We start from the raw sequence: 20,842 nt of genomic DNA on the forward strand, positions 1-20,842 counted from the left end.
ATTCATCCATTAGTTCTGGATTGTCTTTTATTAAAGCTTTCACCGAATCTCGACCTTGACCTAATTTCGTCTCTCCATAACTAAACCATGAACCACTTTTCTTAACAATTTCAAATTCTACTGCTAAATCGAGTACTTCACCTACTTTGGAAACTCCTTCCCCATACATAATATCAAATTCTGCAGTTTTAAATGGAGGCGCCACTTTGTTTTTAACTATTTTAACTTTAGTTCTGTTACCAATTACATTTTCACCATCTTTAATTTGTGAAGAGCGTCTAATATCCACTCTTACAGAAGCATAGAATTTTAATGCGTTACCACCTGTAGTCGTTTCAGGACTTCCGAACATTACTCCAATTTTATCGCGTAATTGATTGATAAAAAATACGGTACAGTTTGTCTTATGAATTGTTGCGGTTAGTTTTCGTAACGCTTGCGACATTAAACGAGCATGTAATCCCATTTTTGAGTCTCCCATGTCGCCTTCAATTTCACTTTTAGGTGTTAAAGCTGCAACAGAGTCAATCACTACTATGTCAACTGCTCCAGAACGAATTAAGCTTTCTGCAATTTCAAGAGCCTGTTCCCCATTGTCTGGTTGCGAAATGATTAAATTATCAATATCGATTCCTAATTTTTCGGCATAAAAACGATCAAAAGCATGTTCTGCATCAATAAATGCAGCTATTCCACCCGCTTTTTGTGTTTCTGCAATAGCATGTAAAGTCAAAGTTGTTTTACCAGAAGATTCAGGGCCATATATTTCAATAATTCTACCTTTTGGATATCCATTTACGCCAAGAGCTAAATCCAATCCTAATGAACCAGATGAAATGACTTCTACTTCTTCTACAGCAGCATCACCCATCTTCATTACAGTTCCTTTTCCGTAGGTTTTATCTAATTTGTCTAATGTTAATTGTAAGGCTTTTAATTTTGCGTCTTTATCTGTGCTCATAATTATGTATATTTTGCGTAAAAATACCTAAATTTTATCTTTTTGCAATGAAATTTTATTAACAAGTTGAAATTTTGCTTTAGGATGCTTTTTGAGGTGTTAAAAAGTTGGTTTTCAGGTGAAATTTTATAATTATTTTGATGTGAATCTATAGTTAACTTTGATTTTTAATTTGCTTTTGTGTATTTCAAACTTTAAAATAAAATTTTATCTTTGCAACCAGAAATCCTTCCATTTAGGGTTTATAAAATAATTTCTCACTTAAACGTTTATAGCATGCAACTGTATAACACCTTAAGCGCAGAAGAAAGAGCCGAGCTTATTGATCAAGCGGGCAAACAACGTTTAACGTTGTCTTTTTATGCGTATGCTAAAATTCAAGATCCTCAACAATTTCGTAACGATTTATTTCTAGCCTGGAATCCTTTAGATGCTCTTGGGAGAATCTATGTGGCTCATGAAGGGATAAATGCCCAGATGAGTGTTCCAGCCGATAATTTTGAAGCTTTTAGAGATACCTTAGAAAGCTATGATTTTATGAAAGGCATTCGTCTGAATGTAGCTGTAGAACAAGATGATCATTCTTTTTTAAAATTAACTATTAAAGTGCGACATAAAATTGTTGCTGATGGATTAAATGATGCTACTTTTGATGTAACTAAAAAAGGAATTCATTTAAAAGCCAAAGAGTTTAATGAAATACTAGAAGATCCAAATACAATAGTAGTGGATTTTAGAAACCATTACGAAAGTGAAGTTGGTCATTTTAAAGGAGCTATTACTCCAGATGTAGAAACTTTTAGAGAAAGTTTACCTATTATCAACGAACAATTGAAAGATTTCAAAGAAACGAAAAACTTGGTAATGTATTGTACTGGAGGGATTCGTTGTGAAAAAGCTTCGGCCTATTACAAACATCAAGGATTTAAAAATGTCTATCAATTAGAAGGTGGCATCATTAATTATGCGAAGCAAATAAAAGAAGAAGGTTTGGAAAGCAAATTTATTGGTAAAAACTTTGTTTTTGATAATCGTTTAGGCGAACGTATAACAGAAGATATTATTTCACAATGTCATCAATGTGGAAAACCTTGTGATAATCATACAAATTGTGTGAATGATGGTTGTCATTTATTGTTTATTCAATGTGATGAATGTAAGGCTGTTATGGAGAATTGTTGCTCAATGGAATGTCAAGAAGTGATTCATCTGCCATTAGCGGAACAAGTAAAATTAAGAAAAGGGAAGCAAGTAGGAAATAAAGTCTTTAGAAAAGGAAAATCGGAGAAGTTAAAATTCAAACATTCTGGTGTGTTGTCAGATGAACCTTTAGATGTTGTCTCAAAGACAAAAACCATTCGTGAAAAGATTAAAGTTAAAAAAGTGCTATTAGGTAAAGCCGAACACTTTTTTGTAAAAGCACAAGTAGCTCAATTTTTAATTGAAAATCAAGAATTAAATAGTGGAGATAAAATTTTAATCTCTGGGCCTACAACTGGGAATCAAGAATTGATACTAGAAAAAATGTTAGTTAATGGAAAAGAAGTGGCTCATGCTAAGTCTGGAGACAAGGTAACTTTTCAAGTGCCATTTCGAGTTCGATTATCAGATAAACTGTTTAAAATGAAGTAACTAGTTTTCAAGAGTAAAAAACAGTTTTAAAAATATACTTTAAAAAACCTATTTGCGTTAAAATGTAAATAGGTTTTTTGTTTTAAAGCTAATTTTCAGTTTCTATCTATAAGTAAATTTATATTATCTTTACACTCAAAATACGTTTTAGACAAGTAGTGCTGTTTAAGCGCAATCAATATATATTCAAATTATGGCATGTAATAACTGTTCGACAGGAACTACTACAGATGGAGTTCCTAAAGGATGTGGCAATAAAGGATCATGTGGCACAGGAAGCTGCAATAAATTAACAGTTTTTGATTGGTTATCCAATATGACATTACCACAAGGGCAAGAACCTTTTGGTTGTGTGGAAGTTCGTTTTAAAAATGGAAGAAAAGAGTTTTTCAGAAACCCTGAAAAATTAGCCTTATCCATTGGAGATATAGTAGCCACTGAAGCTTCGCCTGGACATGATGTAGGTATCGTTTCTTTAGCAGGAGAATTGGTTAAAATCCAAATGAAAAAGAAAAATGTAAGTATCGATAGTGAGCTTGCTAAAATATACAGAAAGGCTTCTCAAAAAGATATTGATATTTGGAGTGAGGCCAGAAATAAAGAAGAGAAAGTACGTATGCGTGCTCGCGAAATTGCCATTTCTCTTAATTTAGAGATGAAGATTTCTGATGTAGAATTCCAAGGCGACGGTTCCAAAGCGACATTTTATTACACCGCTAGTGATCGCGTTGATTTTCGTCAATTGATTAAAGATTTTGCAAGAGAATTTAGTATTCGTATTGAAATGAAACAAGTTGGTTTTCGTCAGGAAGCTTCTCGTTTAGGAGGAATTGGTTCTTGTGGAAGAGAATTGTGTTGTTCTACTTGGTTAACCGATTTTAGAAGTGTGAATACTTCAGCAGCACGTTACCAACAACTTTCCTTAAACCCTCAAAAATTAGCAGGACAATGTGGGAAATTAAAATGTTGTTTAAACTACGAATTAGACACCTATCTTGATGCGCTTAAAGATTTTCCTGATTTGGATACAAAGTTATATACCGAAAAAGGTAATGCACACTGCCAAAAAGTAGATATTTTCAAAGAATTAATGTGGTTTTCTTATGAAAATCAACCAGCGCATTGGCATGTTTTATCCGTTGCGGATGTTAAAGAAATTTTGGTTAAAAACAAGCAAAAAATTAGAATTTCTGCCATTGAAGATTTTGTCGTAGAAGCAACGAAAGAAATTGAGAAAAACTTCCAAAATGTGGTTGGACAAGATAGTTTAACCAGATTTGATCAAAAGCCTAAAAAGAAAAATAATAAAAATAAAAAGCGTCGTAAACCAACAAATTTTAAAAATGGACCTAAAAAGGAATAATTTTTTTATACTGATTTTTCTATGTATACTCTGTTTTTCTTGCGACGAAAAGAGAGTTTTTGATGAATATCAAGCTTTAAATGGCAAATGGAAACAAGAAGATGTTGTTCGGTTTACTTTTGAACAGAATGACACTATTAATCCTTATAATTTATTTTTGAATATCAGAAATAATAATGATTATCCTTTTAGCAACTTATTTGTTACAGTTTCGTTAAAACAACCTGATAGTTTAGTTAAAATCGATACTTTAGAATATGCAATGGCAAATCCAGATGGCTCATTAATGGGAGAGGGTTTTTCAGACGTAAAAGAAAGTAAATTATGGTATCAAGAGAATTTTGTGTTTAAACAAAAAGGAACATATACCATAGAAATACAACAAGCACTAAGGGAAACAGGAAGTGTTTCAGGTGTAGAAGAATTGAATGGTGTAACAGATGTGGGTTTCAGAATAGAAAAAACAAAATAAATATGGCAACAAAGAAAAAAGAAAGCAGTGAATTTTCTAAGTATATAAAAATATTTTGGAAGACCTTTTTATTTGGGTTAGGATTTATTATTTTATTATTTCTATTTGCTTCTTGGGGCTTTTTTGGAGCAATGCCTACTTTCGAAACTCTAGAAAATCCAGATTCGAATATTGCTACTGAAATTATGTCTTCTGACGGAGTCGTTTTGGGAAAATTTTATGCCCAAAATAGAGTGCCTGTTACGTATGAAGAATTGCCAAAAGATTTAGTCCATGCGCTTGTTGCTACAGAAGATGAACGTTTTTATGAACATTCAGGTATTGATGCAAGAGGTACTTTACGTGCAGTTCTAAGCTTAGGAAGAGATGGTGGCGCGAGTACGATTAGCCAACAGTTGGCAAAAAATTTATTTCACGGTAGTGACGGTTCTAGAAATATAATTTTGAGAATTGTTCAAAAAATAAAGGAATGGATTATTGCTACTAGATTGGAACGTCAATACACCAAAAATGAAATTATTGCGATGTATTTAAATCAAGTTGATTTTGTAAATGGTGCCATCGGTATTCGTTCGGCTTCTAAAATTTATTTTAACAAAGAACCAAAAGATTTAAGTACAGAAGAAGGAGCTGTTATTATTGGAATGTTAACCAATCCCTCTAGATTCAATCCAAAACGTTTCGAAGAAAGATCAAGAAATAGAAGAAATATCGTACTTGGGCAAATGGTTCGTAGTGGCTATCTTAAAGAAAGTAAAAAAATAGAATTACAACAAAAACCTATCGTTTTAGATTTCCGACCTGAAGATCACAATCAAGGGATTGCAACTTATTTCAGAGAATATTTGAAAGTTTACATGAAAGATTGGGTGAAAAATCATAAAAAAGAAGATGGTACGGAATATGATATTTATAGAGATGGTTTAAAAATTTATACCACTATCGATTCTCGTATGCAAAAATATGCAGAAGAAGCCGTGCAAGAACATTTAACCATTCTACAAGCTAAATTTTTCGAATTGGCAAAAACGGAAAAAAATGCTCCTTTTATAAAAATCACAGATGAAGAAACGGAGAAGATTATAAAAAGCGCCATGAAAAATTCGGAACGCTGGAGAATCATGAAAGACGATGGAAAGTCCGAAGAAGAAATCTTAAAATCATTTGAGATTAAAACGAAAATGAAAATTTTTACTTGGAAGGGTGAAAAAGATACGGTAATGACTCCAAGAGATTCTATTCGTTACTACAAACATTTCCTTCAAACAGGTATGATGGCCATGGAACCACAAACGGGTCATATTAAAGCATGGGTTGGTGGTATTAATCATAAATATTTCCAATACGATCACGTAGGCCAAGGTGCAAGACAAGTGGGTTCTACTTTCAAGCCTTTTGTGTATTCAACGGCTATAGAGCAGTTAGGAATGTCGCCATGTGACTCTATTATTGACGGCCCATTTACGATGCCAAAAGGGAAATGGGGAATTTCAAAAACATGGTCGCCAACAAATGATGGAGGTGCTTTTAAAGGCATGGTTACACTTAAAAAAGCGTTAGCTAATTCATTAAACCCTGTGTCAGCTAAATTAATGGATCGTGTAGGGCCACAATCAGTAGTTGATATGGCAAGAGATTTAGGTGTAACAACAGAAATACCAGTTACTCCTGCGATTGCCTTAGGTGCTGTTGATATTACAGTTAAAGAAATGGTAGGTGCTTTTAGTACATTTGCGAATCAAGGAGTTTATATTGCACCAACATTCATTACTAGAATAGAAGATAAAAATGGAGTAGTTTTAGATCAAGTAATTCCACAATCCAAAGATGTAATGAACAGAGATGTGGCATATGCTATTATTAAATTAATGGAAGGGGTAACAGAATCAGGAACTGGGGCTCGTTTAAGATGGGGTTCTGTTAATGGTTTAACCAATTACAAGTATAAATTTACGAATCCTATTGCTGGTAAAACAGGAACAACACAAAACAACTCTGATGGATGGTTTATTGGAATGGTACCAAACTTATCAGCTGGAATTTGGGTTGGAAACGAAGACAGAGCGGCACATTTTAGAAGAACTTTATATGGACAGGGAGCTTGTATGGCTTTACCAATTTGGGGATTATTTATGGATAAATGTTACAAGGATAAAGAATTAAACGTGTCTCAAGAAAGTTTTGAAAGACCTGAAAAAATAAGTATTCGTGTTGATTGTACAACAGCCGCTCCAATTGTTGATTCAACTGATGTGGACAAGCCGAATATGTCTGAATTCGATTTTTGAAAAAAAGCAAATAAAATATGATTAAGCGAACCGTAAAAAACGTTAGCGAAGCACTACAAGGAATTGAAAGCGGAATGACAATTATGTTAGGAGGCTTTGGCCTTTGTGGTATTCCAGAAAATAGTATAGCTGAATTAGTAAATAAAAAAGTAACCAACTTAACCTGTATTTCTAACAATGCAGGAGTGGATGATTTCGGATTAGGACTGTTGTTACAAAACCGTCAAATAAAAAAAATGATCTCATCTTATGTTGGGGAAAATGCTGAATTTGAAAGACAAATGCTTTCAGGTGAACTGGAAGTTGAATTAACACCACAAGGTACTTTAGCGGAAAAATGTAGAGCTGCCCAAGCAGGAATACCTGCCTTTTTTACACCTGCGGGTTATGGTACTGAAGTTGCCGAAGGGAAAGAGACAAGAGAATTTAATGGTAAAATGCATGTTATGGAGTTAGCATTTAAAGCAGATTTTTCTATTGTTAAAGCATGGAAGGGTGACGAAGCAGGGAATCTTATTTTTAAAGGAACGGCTAGAAATTTTAACGCAGTTATGGCAGGCGCAGCTAAAATTACGATTGCTGAAGTAGAAGAGTTAGTGCCAGCTGGAACTTTAGATCCAAATGAAATACACATTCCTGGTATTATGGTAAATCGTATTTTTCAAGGGGCTACATTTGAAAAAAGAATCGAGCAACGTACAACTAGAAAAAGAGCGTAATCATGGCATTAGATAAAAATCAAATAGCAAAAAGAATAGCAAAAGAAGTAAAAGACGGTTACTATGTGAATCTTGGAATAGGAATACCTACTTTGGTTGCTAATTTTGTAAGAGAAGATATATCAGTTGAATTCCAAAGTGAAAACGGCGTTTTAGGTATGGGACCTTTCCCTTTTGAAGGCGAAGAGGATGCAGATATTATCAATGCTGGAAAACAGACGATAACTACTTTGCCTGGAGCAAGTTTTTTTGATTCGGCTTTTAGTTTTGGTATGATCCGAAGCCAGAAAGTTGATTTAACTATTTTAGGTGCTATGGAAGTAGCAGAAAATGGTGATATTGCGAATTGGAAAATACCAGGAAAAATGGTAAAAGGTATGGGAGGCGCTATGGATTTAGTAGCTTCAGCTGAAAACATTATTGTGGCCATGATGCATGTTAACAAGGCTGGTGAGTCAAAATTGTTAAAGCGATGTTCTTTGCCCTTAACTGGAGTGGGTTGTGTAAAAAAAATTGTGACTGAATTAGCTGTTCTTGAGGTTACTTCAGAAGGTTTTAAATTGTTAGAAACGGCTCCTGGTGTTACAGTGGAAGATGTAAAAAATGCTACAGAAGGCACTTTGATTATCGAAGGAAATATTCCAGAAATGATTCTTGACTAAATAATATAATACAAATATAATAGAGCCACAATCCACTGTTTATAGTAGTGTGTTGTGGCTAATTTTTACAATATGAGTTATCCAAAAATAATTTTAAAGAAAGGAAAAGAAAAGTCGATTTTAAGAAGACATCCATGGGTTTTTAGTGGAGCGATATATGGAGTTAGTAGGGAAATCGAAGATGGAGAAATGGTAGATGTAATTGATCATAACAATGCACATTTGGGAACGGGGTTTTTTAGTGATAGAGGAAGTATTGTGGTTCGTATCTTAACTTTTAATGACGAAACTTTTGATTCCAGTTTTTGGAAAAAAAGGATTACCTCTGCTTGGGAATTACGATTGAAATTATTGAATTTAGACCAAACAAATGCTTTTCGAGTGATACATGGTGAAGGAGATGGAACACCAGGGTTAATTATAGATTACTATAATAAAAATTGGGTAATTCAAGCACATTCTTACGGAATTTACTTGCAAATGGAAGCACTAACTGAAGCGATTAAAACAAGTTTACCAAATTTTTGTGAAACGATTTATTGTAAAAGTAGTGGAACACTTCCGAATACTGGGAAAGATTTTTTCTTATTTGGGAATCAATCCGAATGTATTGCTAAAGAAAATGGAATTCAATTTCATGTCAATTGGGTAGAAGGACAAAAAACGGGTTTTTTCTTGGATCAAAGAGATAATAGGAAGTTACTAGGGACATTTTCAAAAGATAAAAAAGTGTTAAATACTTTTTGTTATACAGGAGGTTTTTCGATTTATGCAATGAGTGCTGGTGCTAACTTAGTTACTTCTGTAGATATTTCACAAAAAGCGGTGGATTTAGCAGAAAAGAATATGCAATTAAATTTTCCAGATGCCAATCATACAGCCGTTGCTTCTGATGTTTTTGAATTTATGAAAGAACATTCCAAGCAATATGATGTCATTGTTTTAGATCCTCCTGCATTCGCTAAAAATATAAAAAGTAAGCATACTGCCACGCAGGCCTATAAAAGATTAAATATAGCGGGAATAAAAGCATTGGCTCCAAATGGGGTATTGTTTACATTCTCTTGTTCTCAGGTTATTGATGATATACTATTTTATAATACTGTTGCTGCTGCTGCTATAGAAACAGGGAGAGATATTAGGGTTTTACATAAATTAAACCAAGGACCCGATCACCCTACAAACATTTATCATCCAGAAGGACATTATCTTAAAGGATTAGTGCTTTTTGTTGAATAGTTTTTATTTTTTTAATAAATTTTAATATAAAAAAAACATTATTTATTTCATTTTAACAAAAAATATATTTTTACTGTAATTGTTTGTGTTAAAAAATTATTACCTTTGTTTTTAACTAATCTTTAACAATCAAACAATTATGAAAAACAAACTACAAAAAGCAGTAGCATTGTCTTTGCTTGCTTCTTTTTCATTTTTATCCTATGGGCAAGAAGGGGATAAAAAAATCAAAGAGAAAATTTTAGATGAAAATGGGAAACCTAGTCTAATTGTATTCAAAGAAGGTGCTAACGTTTCTCCGTCAAATTTTCAAAGTATTTTAAAAGAAAATTTGAATCTTAAAAGTGGATTTACTTTTCAAAAAATCAAAGAAGAAAACGATAACCTTGGGTTTTCTCATGAGAAGTATCAACTTTTTTATAATAATGTCAAAATAGAGTTTGCCACTTATACAATCAATTCTAAAGGCGGTAGAGTTGTTTCTATGAACGGTGAAATTTACAATCCAACTAAAATTAACATTAACCCAACTATTAGCCCAAACGTAGCTCTTGAAGCTGCTAAAAAAGCAACCCATAGTGCTTCTTTTTTATGGGAAAACACAAAAGAAGCCGCTCTTATTGGTTATTCAAAACCTCAAGGAGAATTGGTTTTATTACCAGAATTAGAAAGTATAGGTGTCGAAGGAGTTGAGCCGCAATTACAGTTGGCTTATAAATTTGACATTTATGCTACAAACCCTATAAGTAGAGCCGATGTTTATGTAGACGCTAAAACTGGTAAAGTATTGTTTTATAATGCAACTATAAAGCATGCAACTAATTTTGGACATGGTTCCGCACACCTTTTTGAATCAAATCATGCTTGTTCAGATCTTAAAAATCCTGAGAAAATTGCTAAAGCCTTTGAGGCATTAGTTTCTGGAACAGCGGCAACAAGATATAGTGGCTCTCAAAGTATTGAAACTACCCTAAGTGGAGGAAGTTATATCTTAAAGGATAATACTAGAGGAAATGGAGTGAATACCTACGATTTAAATAAAAGTACCAATTATAATTCAGCTGTAAATTTTACAGACAATGATAATAACTGGACAACTGCTGAGCATTCGACCAATAAAGATAATGGAGCTTTAGATGCGCATTGGGGCGCTGAAAAAACATATGATTATTGGAGTGCAGTACACAATAGAAATAGTTTTAACAATTCGGGAGCAGCTATTAATAGTTATGTACATTACAGTTCTAATTATGACAATGCTTTTTGGGATGGATCTAGAATGACATACGGAGACGGAAGTGGTACGTATTTCGACATTTTAACGGCATTAGATGTAGCTGCTCATGAGATAGGTCATGCAGTTTGTACCTATACTGCTAATTTGGCTTACCAAAGAGAATCTGGAGCTTTAAATGAAGCTTTTTCAGATATTTGGGGAGCAGCTGTAGAGTATTATGCGGCTCCAAATAAAAGTACGTGGTTAATTGGTGAAGATATTGAAAGACGTTCTGGGCATTTAGCGCTTCGTTCTATGAGTGATCCAAATAGTGAAGGGCAACCTGATACTTATGGCGGAACCTATTGGACCAATCCTAATTGTGGAACACCTACACAGTCTAATGACTATTGTGGTGTGCATAGAAATAGTGGTGTTTTAAATCACTGGTTTTATATTCTAACGGTTGGTAAGTCAGGCACAAATGATATTGGAAATACGTATAATGTAACAGGAATAGGTATTGATAAAGCTGCAAAAATTGCGTATCGTTTAGAAAGCGTTTATCTTTCTGCTAATTCTACATTTGCAAATGCAAGAACTTATGGGATACAAGCGGCTACCGATTTATATGGAGCTGGTTCTGCTGAAGTAATAGCAACAACTAATGCATTCTATGCAGTAGGTGTTGGTGCTGCATACTCTGGTGGCGGAGGTGGTGGAGGAACCACTTGTTCCACTACTATTACTTCATTCCCTTATGCTGAAGGGTTTGAAAATACTTTGGGAGCTTGGACACAAGGTTCTGGAGATGATTTCGATTGGATTGTAGACGCTAATGGAACTCCTTCTAGTGGTACAGGACCTTCTAGTGCTGCTCAAGGCTCTTATTATGTATACGTAGAAGCTTCTAGTCCTAATTATTCTAATAAAAAGACAATATTGAATTCACCATGTTATAATTTAAGTAGCGCTTCAGCAGCAACTTTTACCTTTAAATATCATATGTATGGAGCAGCAGGTATGGGAGGATTAACATTACAAGCAAGTACAAATGGAACTTCTTGGACGGATCTTTGGACAAAATCTGGAAACCAAGGTAATTCTTGGTTATCGGCTTCTGTTAACTTGGCTACTTACACAGGTTCAACAGTTCAATTGCGATTTGTTGGAACAACTGGAAGTACTTGGCAAGGAGATATTGCTGTAGATGATGTGGCTTTATCAACAGGAACCGTAAATCCACCAACATGTACCAATGTGAATATCAATTTTGTATTTGATAATTATCCAGAAGAAACAAGCTGGCAGATTTTAAATTCTAGTGGACAAGTGGTTGAATCTGGTGGAACGTACGGTAGTCAAGCTGATGGCTCTTCATTAACAATTACAAAATGTTTAGCTGCTGGATGTTATACTTTTAAAATTAACGACAGCTATGGTGATGGAATTTGCTGTGCGTATGGAAACGGAAGTTATTCTGTCACTTCTAATGGAACAACTTTAGCTAGTGGTGGTTCATTCGGTTCAAGCGAGTCAACAAACTTCTGTGTAGGCACAACTGGTTTAGTAACAGAAGTTTCTACCATTACAGAAACGAGTAAAGGTGTAGATTTTGTAATGTATCCAAATCCAGTTAAAGGAAATATTTTACATGTAATTTCTAATGAGGGTATGAAAGATTATAAGATATATAATGTTATGGGACAATTAGTATTACAAGGACAAATTAAGAATGACCAAATTAACATCAGTTCGTTAAATACAGGAATTTTTGTAGTTGAATTGAATACTTATAAGGAAAAAATCACTAAGAAGTTTATTAAAGAATAAGAATTAATTAAGTTAAGTTAGTTATATTCAAAAGGAGAGGCTACAATTTGTAGCCTCTTTCTTTTTTTCTATATTATTACTTAATTATAAACAATTATAAATTAGCAAAGAAATCATTTCCTTTATCATCAGTGATAATAAAAGCTGGAAAATCCTTAACTGTAATTTTTCGAACAGCTTCCATTCCTAATTCTGGAAAATCTACCACTTCTACTTTCAAAATGTTTTCTTGCGCTAAAATAGCGGCTGGACCACCAATAGAGCCTAAGTAAAAACCGCCATATTTAGCACAAGCATCGGTTACTTGTTTGGATCTATTTCCTTTGGCTAACATAATCATGCTGCCTCCTGCAGCTTGAAATTCATCCACATATACATCCATTCTTCCTGCTGTTGTAGGCCCAAAACTACCCGATGGCATTCCTTCTGGTGTTTTTGCCGGACCAGCATAATATACTGGATGATTTTTGAAATAGTCTGGCATTGGTTTACCAGCATCTAATAATTCTTTAATTTTTGCATGCGCAATATCACGTGCAACGATAACCGTTCCATTCAATTTCAAACGGGTTTTAATAGGATACTTGGTTAATTCAGCTAATACTTCCTGCATCGGTCTGTCTAAATCAATTTCAACAGCAGGTTGTAAGTGAGGGGCAACATCTGGCAAAAATTGTTTTGGATTGGTTTCTAATTGTTCCACGAAAATACCATCTTTAGTAATCTTACCTTTGATGTTTCGGTCAGCTGAACAAGAAACTCCCAAACCAACTGGACAAGAAGCAGCATGTCTTGGTAAACGAATCACACGTACATCATGTGTAAAATATTTACCTCCAAATTGAGCTCCAATAGCACTTTCTTGACAAATTTCTTGTACTCGTTTTTCCCATTCTAAATCTCGAAAAGCTTGACCACCCATATTTCCTGAGGTTGGTAAATGATCTAAATAACCTGCAGAGGCTTTTTTTACGGTTGCTAAATTAGCTTCAGCAGAAGTGCCACCAATGACTAAAGCTAAATGGTACGGAGGGCAGGCCGATGTTCCTAAATCTTTTATTTTGGTACGAATAAATGTTTCTAATGATTTTTCATTTAAAAGCGATTTGGTTTGCTGATACAAAAACGTCTTGTTAGCGGAACCTCCACCTTTGGCTAAAAACAAAAATTCATACGAATTTCCTTTTTTAGCATAAATATCAATCTGAGCTGGTAAATTGGAACCTGAATTTTTTTCTTCAAACATACTGATAGGTACAATTTGAGAATAGCGTAGGTTCTTTTTCTCATACGTATTGAAAATACCTTTTGATAGCCATTGGGCATCATCAGCTCCCGTGTAAACATTTTCTCCTTTTTTTGCCATAACAATAGCGGTTCCTGTGTCTTGACAAGAAGGTAGTTCTCCTTCAACGGCAACGACAGCATTTTGTAATAAATTATAAGCTACAAAACGATCGTTATCGGTCGCTTCGGGATCATTTAGAATATTCTGAAGACTTTGTAAATGCTTGGTTCGTAGCATAAAGGAAACATCATTCATGGCTACTTCAGAAAGCAATTCTAAAGCTTTTGGATCAACAGTTAGAATTTCTCTATCTCCTATTTTGTCCACTTTTACATAATCGGAACTTATTTTTTTGTATTGGGTGTCATCCTTTTCAATTGGAAAAGGTTCTTGGTATATAAAATCCATTTTTTTGTGTTTTTTTAGTGGGGTAAAGGTAAGTATTTCAATATTTTTGATAAAAAATTTCTGTGGTTATTTAGAATGTCTTGTATGAAGTTGAAAATCAATTTTCATATTAACAATTATTCTACTAACTACTTTGTTTTTTAGTTTGACATTGGGTTGGATAATTAAGGATCGATCTAAGCGATAAAAGAGATCAATATGCTTAGAGGTTAAAAATCTATTTTATTATTTAAAAATTGAATATAATTATCTGCAATCTTTTCTACAAAATTATCTTCTTTAGTCTTACTTTTATTTGCTAACATAACAATTATTAATTTGGAACTTGGATATATTAACAATTTACTTCTAGCTGAAATTGCATTTCCCCCATGACCATAATTAAAATTTCCATAGATGTCTTTGTTTACATTTACACCCATTCCATAAAATGTTTTACCTCCAAAATTTAATTTTTGAGGTTTAATTAATTCTACTAAAGTTTCTTGTTTAAGTAATCTATTAGCAAATAAAAAAGCATTACCAAGTTTAATCAAATCTTCAGAAGTTGAAAGATGACAACCTGCAGAATATGATGTGTTATTATAAACGTATTCTGTAATTTTTACTTTTTTATTTTCAATTTCTTTATAAAATGTAACTGTATTTTCATCATAATGTCCATCATCTATAAAAGTATTGTTCATTTGTAAAGGTTTAAAAATCAAGTCGTTTTGGATGTCAAAAACATTTTTATGATAGATTTTTTCTATTACAAAACCCAAAACACTAAATCCATAATTGCTGTAAACAAAATTTGTTTGCGGTTGATATTGTAATGAATCTTTAGTAAAAACTCTGTAAAAATCTTTTTTAGAATATTTGTTATCAAGAGACCACTTTTCTTCGCTAGCATTTCTTCTTAAACCTGCAATATGCCCTGCTAACTGTTTAATTGTGAAATCAAATGGTTTTTTTGCTAAGCTATCCAAATAAAAATGTGGTGTTTTATTCCAGTCAATAGTTCCTTCTTCATACATTTTACCTAAAACGGCACTCGTAATCATTTTTGTAATACTAGCAATTTCAAATTTTGTTTTTGAGGGAAATATTTTTGTTTTTTTTTCTAAATCTGCAAAACCAAAACCTTGTGAGAATATAATAGTATCATTATAAGAAATACTAATACTCATTCCAGGAATATCTTCTTTTTTTAAATATTTGGAAGCTAATATTTCAGTCTTCTTATTAATTTTATCAAAATTAATTTGTGAAAAACTTAGTAAAGGAATAAAAAATAAAAATAAAGGTTTCATACTATTAAAAAAACCAACTGGCCACTAATACACCTGTAATCACACATATTAAATCTACTAGAAGCATCATGCCTAACGTATAGCGCGTATTTTTAATACTTACTGAGCCAAAATAAACCGCGATTACATAAAAAGTAGTTTCTGCACTACATTGAAAAATACAACTTAAACGACCAGCAAAAGAATCTGGGCCAAAAGTACGCATGGCATCAATCATAAAACCTCTAGATCCTCCAGAACTAAAAGGTCTTAAAATGGCTACAGGAAGTGAATCGGTAATTTCTTTAGCTACTCCTAAATGAGAAAAAATAAAAGAAATACCCTGACTTATAATTTCAAACAAACCACTGTTGCGCAGTAAAGAAATTGCAACTAACATTCCCATCACATACGGGAAAATCATAACTCCTGTTTTGAGTCCGTTATTGGCACCTACAACAAAAGTGTCAAACATGGTGGTTTTATGCTCCGTAAATTTTTTTTCATTTACAAATGAGAAAATTAAGGTAAAACCAATAATAGCGAGTAACAATACACCCGATAAATTAGCTGTAAAATAATTTTTACCAATTAAGTCTAAAGTGTTGACATAAAATAACAAACCAATGATGGCACCTATAAGTCCCATCAAAACAGCTAAAAGGGAGACACTTTTAAAGTTGATACGCTGTTTCATGCCTACTAACAAGAATGCCGCAATTGTTCCTACAAAAGAAGTAATAATACACGGTAACATCACATCGGCAGGGTTGGCTGCATTTTCGGCAGCGCGATAACCAATAATCGAAGTAGGGATTAAAGTTAAACCTGCAGCATGCAAACACATGAACATAATTTGGGCATCACTTGCTCGATCTTTATCGTCATTCAATTCTTGTAAGCTTTGCATTGCTTTTAAACCAAATGGAGTGGCAGCAGAATCCAGCCCTAAAAAATTGGCTGCAAAATTCAAGGTCATATACGATATGGATTCGTGATTTTTAGGAATTGTGGGAAAAACCTTTGCAAACATGGGACTCAGTTTTTTGGCTAACTTTTCAGAAGCTCCTGAAATGATTAGCAATTCCATAATACCACAAAAAAAGGCTAAATAAGCAATTAAGGGAATAATTAAATCCAACAAACTACTTTTTGCCATGGGAAGTAATCCGTCAGCTTGTTGCACACCACTATAAATTTTTACCGATTGTTTGTTGTAGACATATATAGTATCTGTGGTAGTTTTGGTTGTTTTAACTGTAAAAGTATTCTCTTTAGACCGAAGAATCGAGTCTTGAACGGCTTGAGGAACATCTTTTAAATATTTTTCAGCTATTAAAATGGGTTCTCCTTGTTTGCCATTTAAAACATAATCGATAGAATAATAATTATTGGTAAACAAACCAATAATTATAAATGCAATTGAAGAAACAAAAATAGCTAACCAAAATCTACTTAAAACCATAAAATTGAATTTTTGTAAATATACAATTTATGAAAGAAAACAATTCAAACATTTTTAAAGTAGCTGGAAATTAAATTATTTTACTTTTTTTAATGTTTAGAATAAGGACTAGTGTGTTAATATTGAGTAAAATATAATTATTTATAAAAAAAAGTTTAATTTTATGCACTTTTAAAAATTTAAACTTTTATTCATGAAATTAAAATTACTAGCAATAGTTTTTGTTACATCTTTATCTTTTGCACAAACAAAAGAAGATGTTGCAAAAATTATAAAAAACTATGACCTCACTAAAATTAAAGAGAGAATCAATTTTTTTGAGAAAGTAGAAATGAAAGAGAAAGAAATTGCTGTCAAAAAAGCAAATCAAATGGGATGGCCAATCTATATTTACGGGGAAGATGGTTCATTTCAAGAATTAATGAAATTAAGCTTTGACGGTTCACCAATTTATTATTCCACTGCAAATGCAAATGCGGCTAAATCCACTAGAGCAGTACATCTAAATTCTGGAGGGACCTTAGGTTTAAATTTGAATGGACAAGGAATGGTAGCCAGAGTTTGGGATGGAGGAACTGTTAGAAGAACACATACTTTATTTGAAGGAAGAGTAACCACTGTTGATGACCCAGCCGGAACAACTTATTCAAGTCATGGAACCCATGTAACAGGAACGATTTTGGCTTCTAATTCATCTGCAACAGCGCAAGGAATGGCTTATCAAGCTACTGCAAGAACTTTCAATTGGACAAACGATGAAAGTGAAGCAACTAGTGAAGTTTTAGGAGGTATGTTAATTTCAAATCACTCATATGGTGTGCCAATTACTGCAGATTCAGGGAGTATTTTACCTGCTTGGTATATTGGAGCTTACACAGATGCAGCGCGTAACTGGGACGAAATTGCTTTTTTAGCTCCTTATTATTTGCCAGTAATGTCTGCCGGAAATGAGGGTAATAATAATGATAATGCAAACCCTATTGCTGCAGGTTTTGATAAATTGACTGGAGATAAAACGGCTAAAAATACTTTAATTGTAGCTAATGCTCAAGATGCAAATGTTACTGCTGATGGAACATTAATTAGTGTTCTAATAAACTCTTCAAGTAGTCAAGGACCTACTGATGACAGAAGAATTAAACCAGATATTACTGGAAATGGAACTTCATTAACTTCAACAATATCTAGTTCAGATACTGCTTTAGGAGTGTCAACTGGAACATCTATGTCAAGTCCAAATGTAGCAGGAACTCTCTTACTGTTGCAGCAACATTATAAAAATGTTACTAATAATTTTATGAAAGCGGCTACTTTAAAAGGCTTAGCATGTCATACAGCTGATGATGCTGGTAATGTTGGTCCTGATGCGAAATTTGGATGGGGATTATTGAATGCCAAAAAAGCAGCTCAAACGATTAGTAATAATGGTTTAGATTCATGGATTTCTGAAGAAAATCTATCTCAAGGGGAGACATTTACAATGAGTTTTGTTTCAGAAGGCGGGGCGAATAACCCTTTGATAGCATCTATAACTTGGACAGATGTGCCAGGAGTTGCTAAAACAAATACTGTTGAAAATGAAGCAACTGCTGCTTTAATAAACAATTTAGATATTAAAATCACAAGAAATGGTACAACATATTATCCATGGAGATTACAAGCTGATCCTAATACTTCAGCAACTAGGACAGATGATAACAATGTGGATAATGTAGAGCAAGTAAAAATTGATAACCCAAGTGCAGGTGAGTATTTAATTACGATTACTCATAAAGGAACTTTAATAAATGGGAGTCAGGATTTTTCTTTAGTTGTCACAGGTGTGAAATCTGACTTTTCATTAGTTTCTAAATCTGATGATCTAATTGTTTGTAACAATGGAACTGCAACTTATCTTTTCGATTACAAACAAACAGGTTCAGGTACAACTTCTTTTTCTGCAACTGGATTACCTTCTGGTGCTAATGCAGTATTTACTCCTTCTAGTTTAAGTGCTAATGGAACAGTAACTATGACTATTACAGGTTTTACAAATGCACAACCAGGTAATTACGATGTTGGTATAATTGGTGATAATGGTACTGAAACAGAAACAAGATTAAAAAAATTATTTGTATATTCTAATGTTATTCAACCAACAGTTTTGGTTAGCCCAGCAAATAATCTTAACCCAGTTAGCACTTCCATTAATTTAGATTGGAGCCAGAACAGTAATGAAGAGTCTTATCATGTTCAAGTAGCTACTGATGCTAATTTTAACAACATTGTGGTTGATCAAAATGGTGTTTTAGAAACAAATTATTATGTAACTAATTTACAAGAAGGGACAAATTATTATTGGCGTGTAATTCCTTCAAATAGATGCGCAACGGCAATGGCATCTAATGCAACTGTTTATACTTTTAAAACAGGAATTATTACTTGTGGATACGAATTTTCTGCTGTAAATTTCACTAATGCAACAATTGCATCAACCGCAAATAGTACAGCCTCAGTTCCTATTATGGTAAGTGGAGGATTGACAATTGCGGATATTAATGTTGCTATTGATATTTCGCATACGTATATTCAGGATATGACTTATTATTTAATAGGTCCTTCTTCAATTGGAAGTCCTACAATAAAATTATTCGATCAACCATGTGGTGATAATGATGATATAATATGTACTTTAGATGATGATGGAACTCAGTTTTTCTGTGAACCGTTTAGTCCTGCTATATCTGGAATTGTAAAACCTAATGAGCCTTTAAGTGCATTTAATGGAATGCTTGCAGATGGAAGATGGACTTTAAGAGTGGAAGATCCATTTAACGGAGATGGTGGTTCAATTAACTCAGTTACTATTTATATTTGTGGAATAGAGCAATCTTTAAAAAGTAATTCAAATGAATTGGCAGATTTTGTAAATGTTTATCCTAATCCTGCTAAAGATAATCTTACCATTACATTAAGTAATAATGTAACAGGTTTAACTTCATATGCTTTAGTTGATATGCAGGGAAGAATAATTCAAAAAGAGCAATCTTCTGAAGCTAATGTTAATTTAAATATTGCAAGCCTTGTTGAAGGAGTTTATTTATTATCTATTGAAAACGGAGCGGGGAAAACTACTAAAAAAGTAGTAGTAAAAAGATAACTAACTTTTCCAATATAATAAAAAAAAGAGCTAGAAATAGCTCTTTTTTTATACATGAATGATTTCGTCGGGGATTAGTAAATCTTCTTTTCTAAAACGTAAAAATATTTGAGCCACTGCAATTACATCTTTTTCACAATAAGTAATAATTCTATCGATGTCTTTTTCTATATAATATACATGAGCTACTTCACTGCCATCAATATCATCTTTTGGTGAAGGAACTTGTAATACTTTTGTAAGTAATTTTAAAGAAGTAAAATGTTTATAATCTCCAAATTTCCATAATTCTAAGGTGTCTAAATGTGGTACTTCCCAAGGTTTTTTACCAAATAAATTCAGTTTGTCTGGTAATGGAACGGAATTAATGATCATTCTTCTAGCGATAAATGGAATATCAAATTCTTTAGCATTATGTCCGCATAAAAGATGTTGGGGCTGATTAAAATGATTGTTTAATAAATTAGAAAAGTCTTGTAAAATTTTTTTCTCTTCTCCCCAAAAACTGGTTACTCTGAAGTTTCTAATGTCGGCTTTGTTAGTGAAATAGCCTACAGAAATGGTAATTATTTTTCCAAATTCAGCCCAAATTCCAGCACGCTCATAAAAATCTTCTGCTGATACTTCGTCTCTTCTTTGGTATTGTGTTTTGCTTTCCCATAATTTTTTGGTTTCTTCATCCATACCTAAATAGCTGTCATATTCAGGTACGGTTTCAATATCTAAAAATAAGATATTGTTGAGGTTAATTTTTTCAATCATTTTAAAATAGTTTTATGCTATAAAGATTCAATTAACTTTTATAGCTAGTGGCGAATAATAAAATTATCATTTTTAAAAGCAACACGTTTTATTTGACGTGTTGCTTTGTCTTTATATCGAT

Annotated in this window: 14 protein-coding genes; 9 read left to right on the forward strand and 5 right to left on the reverse strand. The window is 33.1% G+C overall.

The window, feature by feature from the left end:
- Positions 1-961 (reverse strand): recombinase RecA (gene recA, locus NHF47_RS03850; protein ID WP_252763697.1); only part of this gene is annotated, 961 nt, incomplete at its 3' end.
- 276 nt (positions 962-1,237) lie between these two features.
- On the opposite strand from recA, the gene NHF47_RS03855 reads away from it, so the two are divergent.
- The 8 genes from NHF47_RS03855 (at position 1,238) to NHF47_RS03890 (ending at position 12,385) form a co-directional block, all read left to right on the forward strand.
- On the forward strand, positions 1,238-2,593 hold the full coding sequence (locus NHF47_RS03855; RefSeq protein ID WP_252763698.1) for a rhodanese-related sulfurtransferase: 1,356 nt from the start codon (positions 1,238-1,240) through the stop codon (positions 2,591-2,593).
- Between the two features lie 193 nt (positions 2,594-2,786).
- Positions 2,787-3,956, forward strand: a complete 1,170-nt coding sequence (locus NHF47_RS03860) for a regulatory iron-sulfur-containing complex subunit RicT (protein WP_252763699.1) — start codon at positions 2,787-2,789, stop codon at positions 3,954-3,956.
- Positions 3,937-4,428, forward strand: a complete 492-nt coding sequence (locus tag NHF47_RS03865; RefSeq protein ID WP_252763700.1) for a gliding motility lipoprotein GldH — start codon at positions 3,937-3,939, stop codon at positions 4,426-4,428. The genes NHF47_RS03860 and NHF47_RS03865 overlap by 20 nt, the downstream gene beginning before the upstream one ends.
- A gap of 2 nt (positions 4,429-4,430) precedes the next feature.
- A complete protein-coding gene (locus tag NHF47_RS03870; RefSeq protein WP_252763701.1) occupies positions 4,431-6,716 on the forward strand; it encodes a penicillin-binding protein 1A in 2,286 nt (761 codons plus the stop codon).
- A gap of 17 nt (positions 6,717-6,733) precedes the next feature.
- Positions 6,734-7,435: a CoA transferase subunit A gene (locus tag NHF47_RS03875; protein WP_252763702.1), complete on the forward strand. Its 702-nt coding sequence runs from the start codon at positions 6,734-6,736 to the stop codon at positions 7,433-7,435.
- A gap of 2 nt (positions 7,436-7,437) precedes the next feature.
- Positions 7,438-8,097 carry a CoA transferase subunit B gene (locus tag NHF47_RS03880; protein WP_252763703.1) on the forward strand — a complete coding sequence of 220 codons (660 nt, stop codon included), beginning with the start codon at positions 7,438-7,440 and terminating at the stop codon, positions 8,095-8,097.
- Between the two features lie 72 nt (positions 8,098-8,169).
- Positions 8,170-9,336: a class I SAM-dependent rRNA methyltransferase gene (locus NHF47_RS03885; RefSeq protein WP_252763704.1), complete on the forward strand. Its 1,167-nt coding sequence runs from the start codon at positions 8,170-8,172 to the stop codon at positions 9,334-9,336.
- A gap of 139 nt (positions 9,337-9,475) precedes the next feature.
- A complete protein-coding gene (locus NHF47_RS03890) occupies positions 9,476-12,385 on the forward strand; it encodes a M4 family metallopeptidase (protein WP_252763705.1) in 2,910 nt (969 codons plus the stop codon).
- Positions 12,386-12,479: 94 nt separating this feature from the next.
- On the opposite strand, the gene NHF47_RS03895 is transcribed toward NHF47_RS03890, so the two are convergent.
- The 3 genes from NHF47_RS03895 to NHF47_RS03905 form a co-directional block, all read right to left on the reverse strand.
- The gene (locus NHF47_RS03895) at positions 12,480-14,081 is read right to left on the reverse strand and encodes a fumarate hydratase (protein ID WP_252763706.1); all 1,602 of its coding nucleotides are present in this window, start codon (positions 14,079-14,081) and stop codon (positions 12,480-12,482) included.
- A 209-nt stretch (positions 14,082-14,290) separates the two neighbouring features.
- Positions 14,291-15,376: a serine hydrolase gene (locus NHF47_RS03900; protein WP_140998577.1), complete on the reverse strand. Its 1,086-nt coding sequence runs from the start codon at positions 15,374-15,376 to the stop codon at positions 14,291-14,293.
- Positions 15,377-15,380: 4 nt separating this feature from the next.
- Positions 15,381-16,820 carry a nucleoside recognition domain-containing protein gene (locus NHF47_RS03905; protein ID WP_252763707.1) on the reverse strand — a complete coding sequence of 480 codons (1,440 nt, stop codon included), beginning with the start codon at positions 16,818-16,820 and terminating at the stop codon, positions 15,381-15,383.
- Positions 16,821-17,013: 193 nt separating this feature from the next.
- Here NHF47_RS03905 and NHF47_RS03910 point away from each other — a divergent pair, with 193 nt between their 5' ends.
- Positions 17,014-19,959 carry a S8 family serine peptidase gene (locus tag NHF47_RS03910; RefSeq protein ID WP_252763708.1) on the forward strand — a complete coding sequence of 982 codons (2,946 nt, stop codon included), beginning with the start codon at positions 17,014-17,016 and terminating at the stop codon, positions 19,957-19,959.
- A gap of 48 nt (positions 19,960-20,007) precedes the next feature.
- Here NHF47_RS03910 and NHF47_RS03915 read toward each other — a convergent pair whose 3' ends face one another.
- Positions 20,008-20,721: a 3'-5' exonuclease gene (locus NHF47_RS03915; RefSeq protein ID WP_252763709.1), complete on the reverse strand. Its 714-nt coding sequence runs from the start codon at positions 20,719-20,721 to the stop codon at positions 20,008-20,010.
- Positions 20,722-20,842 lie beyond the last annotated feature (121 nt).

The organism is Flavobacterium sp. NRK F7 (genome assembly GCF_024054195.1).
Taxonomy (GTDB): Bacteria; Bacteroidota; Bacteroidia; order Flavobacteriales; family Flavobacteriaceae; genus Flavobacterium.

What these genes read in the sequence shown, in the direction of transcription:
- NHF47_RS03855 (WP_252763698.1), top strand. Translation starts at nt 1,238, where the DNA reads ATGCAACTGTATAACACCTTAAGCGCAGAAGAAAGAGCCGAGCTTATT.
- NHF47_RS03860 (WP_252763699.1), top strand. Translation starts at nt 2,787, where the DNA reads ATGGCATGTAATAACTGTTCGACAGGAACTACTACAGATGGAGTTCCT.
- NHF47_RS03865 (WP_252763700.1), top strand. Translation starts at nt 3,937, where the DNA reads ATGGACCTAAAAAGGAATAATTTTTTTATACTGATTTTTCTATGTATA.
- NHF47_RS03870 (WP_252763701.1), top strand. Translation starts at nt 4,431, where the DNA reads ATGGCAACAAAGAAAAAAGAAAGCAGTGAATTTTCTAAGTATATAAAA.
- NHF47_RS03875 (WP_252763702.1), top strand. Translation starts at nt 6,734, where the DNA reads ATGATTAAGCGAACCGTAAAAAACGTTAGCGAAGCACTACAAGGAATT.
- NHF47_RS03880 (WP_252763703.1), top strand. Translation starts at nt 7,438, where the DNA reads ATGGCATTAGATAAAAATCAAATAGCAAAAAGAATAGCAAAAGAAGTA.
- NHF47_RS03885 (WP_252763704.1), top strand. Translation starts at nt 8,170, where the DNA reads ATGAGTTATCCAAAAATAATTTTAAAGAAAGGAAAAGAAAAGTCGATT.
- NHF47_RS03890 (WP_252763705.1), top strand. Translation starts at nt 9,476, where the DNA reads ATGAAAAACAAACTACAAAAAGCAGTAGCATTGTCTTTGCTTGCTTCT.
- NHF47_RS03895 (WP_252763706.1), bottom strand. Translation starts at nt 14,081, where the DNA reads ATGGATTTTATATACCAAGAACCTTTTCCAATTGAAAAGGATGACACC.
- NHF47_RS03900 (WP_140998577.1), bottom strand. Translation starts at nt 15,376, where the DNA reads ATGAAACCTTTATTTTTATTTTTTATTCCTTTACTAAGTTTTTCACAA.
- NHF47_RS03905 (WP_252763707.1), bottom strand. Translation starts at nt 16,820, where the DNA reads ATGGTTTTAAGTAGATTTTGGTTAGCTATTTTTGTTTCTTCAATTGCA.
- NHF47_RS03910 (WP_252763708.1), top strand. Translation starts at nt 17,014, where the DNA reads ATGAAATTAAAATTACTAGCAATAGTTTTTGTTACATCTTTATCTTTT.
- NHF47_RS03915 (WP_252763709.1), bottom strand. Translation starts at nt 20,721, where the DNA reads ATGATTGAAAAAATTAACCTCAACAATATCTTATTTTTAGATATTGAA.